Annotated in this window: 6 protein-coding genes; 3 read left to right on the plus strand and 3 right to left on the minus strand. The window is 65.2% G+C overall.

Annotated features, from left to right (window positions below; translation table 11 throughout):
* Nucleotides 1-416 precede the first annotated feature (416 nt).
* Genes AQI94_RS41880 through AQI94_RS41890 form a run of 3 tightly spaced genes read right to left on the minus strand, consistent with a single transcriptional unit; the run spans nt 417 to nt 1,215 of the window.
* Nucleotides 417-617: a hypothetical protein gene (locus AQI94_RS41880; RefSeq protein ID WP_037945321.1), complete on the minus strand. Its 201-nt coding sequence runs from the start codon at nt 615-617 to the stop codon at nt 417-419.
* Nucleotides 614-964 carry a hypothetical protein gene (locus tag AQI94_RS41885; protein ID WP_030498685.1) on the minus strand — a complete coding sequence of 117 codons (351 nt, stop codon included), beginning with the start codon at nt 962-964 and terminating at the stop codon, nt 614-616. Before AQI94_RS41885 ends, AQI94_RS41880 begins: the two co-directional genes overlap by 4 nt.
* Nucleotides 961-1,215, minus strand: coding sequence for a helix-turn-helix transcriptional regulator (locus AQI94_RS41890; RefSeq protein WP_051788521.1), 255 nt, complete (start codon nt 1,213-1,215; stop codon nt 961-963). The genes AQI94_RS41885 and AQI94_RS41890 overlap by 4 nt, the downstream gene beginning before the upstream one ends.
* Nucleotides 1,216-1,728: 513 nt before the next feature.
* Between AQI94_RS41890 and AQI94_RS44905 the strand changes: the two genes are divergently transcribed.
* The 3 genes from AQI94_RS44905 to AQI94_RS41905 all read left to right on the plus strand — a co-directional run bounded on the left by AQI94_RS44905 (nt 1,729) and on the right by AQI94_RS41905 (nt 2,368).
* Nucleotides 1,729-1,866, plus strand: coding sequence for a hypothetical protein (locus tag AQI94_RS44905; RefSeq protein WP_158806482.1), 138 nt, complete (start codon nt 1,729-1,731; stop codon nt 1,864-1,866).
* Nucleotides 1,863-2,051, plus strand: coding sequence for a helix-turn-helix domain-containing protein (locus AQI94_RS41900; protein ID WP_063760219.1), 189 nt, complete (start codon nt 1,863-1,865; stop codon nt 2,049-2,051). The genes AQI94_RS44905 and AQI94_RS41900 overlap by 4 nt, the downstream gene beginning before the upstream one ends.
* A gap of 74 nt (nt 2,052-2,125) precedes the next feature.
* Nucleotides 2,126-2,368: a hypothetical protein gene (locus AQI94_RS41905; protein ID WP_062230342.1), complete on the plus strand. Its 243-nt coding sequence runs from the start codon at nt 2,126-2,128 to the stop codon at nt 2,366-2,368.
* Nucleotides 2,369-2,377 lie beyond the last annotated feature (9 nt).

Consider the following 2,377-nt stretch of genomic DNA (forward strand, 5'->3'; position numbering starts at 1 on the left):
TCCCGCCGTTGCTCCGCAACGCGTGATTGACATCCGCTCGCGCGGATGATACCCGCGTCCCGCGGGCCGCCTATTCTGCTCTCCCCCCACCGACCGATTGCGCCTGCTGCCCACCGAGCTTCCGCCCGAGGCCGGCCGGACCGCTCCGCGGCCCTGCTCGGTCCTGGTCTCACGACCAGACACCCCCAGTGCAACGCCCGCGCGGCCAATGGCCGGCACCTGGTCCCGGGGGAAGTGCAGACCTGTACCAGGCCCTCAAGATCCGCACCCGCACGGGAGAGACGATCGCCGTGCAAAGAGGGTCGGCTGAGCGGCACACCCTCTGACGGCGTTACACCGGGGATCAGCCGGCGCCCGAGCATCCATCGCCTCGGGAGCGGAGGTGCGCGGGCCGCGGGGGGCGCGGCCCGCGCTGGTCAGGTCAGCACGCGCTCGACTTCCGCGAGGGCGAGGTCGAGCAGGCGGGCGCGGAGCTCGGGGCTCGACGCGTCGAGGAGGTCGTGAGCGGTGCGGTGCGCGAGCACGCGAGTGAGGTACTCCTCCTCGGTGGTGGCGGTGATGTGCTCACCGCATCGGCCGCACGAGAACTCGGCCTGGTCCCACCCTTGGCCGGTCATGAGTAGACCCGGGTGTTGAGGGCGAACATGCCGCCGCCCTGGGGGAGATAGAACGAGGTGGTGGAAGGCACGTCGTACGGCCGGTTGTAGATGAGCGCGGGGCGCCGGCCGATGGTCCAGCCGTTCATGTCTCGGAGAGACGCGCGCACGCTCACCCAACCGCCCGAGAGCTCGGTCCAGTCGGAGAACTCGGCTGTGATGTACAGCCGCGAGTCGCTGGTCGAGTCGATGGCCACATACTCGATCGAGGTTGGGGTGAAGCAGTGCACCTTGGGCCCGTAGCGGGTGGGGTATCCGTCCGGTCCGCCGATTAGCTCCGCGGTCAGTTCGAGCGTCAGGGGGTTCACTCGACGATCGCGGTCTGGCCGGGGATGTGGACGGTGGCGCCGGTCTGTCGGGCAACGGCCTCCTCTTGGAGGCCGGCCTTATACGCGTCATAGTCGCTGGTCCGGACGCGGAAGTTGCGGCCACCGACTCGGGCGGCGGGAAGTACGCCGTTGTGGATCATCCGATAGACGGTCATGCGGGAGAGTCGGAGCTCAGCGGCAATCTCGTCCACCGTGACGTACTGCGGAAGGGGTGGTGTGGTGTTCGTCACGCGCTTTTTCTCCTACCGCCCGAGGTTCTTTGCGCGCAGGCTTCTGACCTGCGGGTTTGTACACCTACGGGGGATTTATCGCGGGGAACGTTTTAGCGCTCCCTGGGAAAATTTCCGCAGGTCACACCGCAACCATCCGCATGTGGAGAAAGTCTGAAGACAACCGGGGATGAAAAAGTCGACTTCCCGGGACCGTGCTACTCTCTGAAGTGCGCCAACCGTGGGGCGCGTGTTCGCCGGTCGAGGTCTTTCGCTTTTTACTCCCGGCAACCCAATCCCCGCGACAGACGGTTTGGTGCCGAGTGAGGCCCCAGAGGGGTCTTGATGGGGTGATGGCCCGTCAAGGCTGATCTCTGGGGTCTCAACCTTTCAGCAGTGTACACCGCTTCCCAGCCTTCCGACGATCTCATGAGTGATCGTGGCTTGCTCTACGCGCATAGATGCAAGTACATTTTTTTCATGAGGAAACCCTTCGAAGCTAAAATCTTGCGCGTGCAAGAAACGATCGATGACGTGAGCGACACCTCCCGCAGGATCGGGAACGCGGCAGAGTCGCAGGCCACGCTGAACATCGCCCTCACGGCCGTATGCGTGGCCGCTCTCCTGGTCGCCATGATCGTGGCCCGCGGCGCGCGTGGCGGTGCGTCATGAGGATGCGAATCAAGGGCGAGGCACGGACCGAGCTGGCCGCGAAACTCCGACACGCCTATGAGGCCGACCGGCTCACAGTGCGTCAGCTGACCGAGAAGTTCGAGTTGTCCTACGGCACTACGCACGTGCTGCTCCAGGAGGCCAAGACCCCGATGAGGCCCCGCGGTGGCAACCATGCCGGTTGATCCCCTCGCCTCATTCGCTCGGGCACAGAAGGCGTTCGAGCACCTCAACCTCTTCCGGCTGGTCCATGGGGCCGATGCGGAAGGCAAGTGGGTGGCGATCAGCCGCGGACGGGACCTGCGATCAGAAGCCCTACGCGAGCAAGCGCGAGGCTGTCCGGTTCCAGAAGTACGAGACCCAGTGCGCCTATCTGTGCGTCACGGGCATGCCCACCCTCGGTGAGCTCCGGTACTACCTCGACGAAAACGAACAACTGTACGATCAGGGTCTCTCACTCGCCGACCCCGACTCCTACGTGAACCCGGAGGCTCTGCTCTGATGGACGAGA

This window comes from Streptomyces pseudovenezuelae (genome assembly GCF_001513955.1).
GTDB lineage: Bacteria > Actinomycetota > Actinomycetes > Streptomycetales > Streptomycetaceae > Streptomyces > Streptomyces pseudovenezuelae.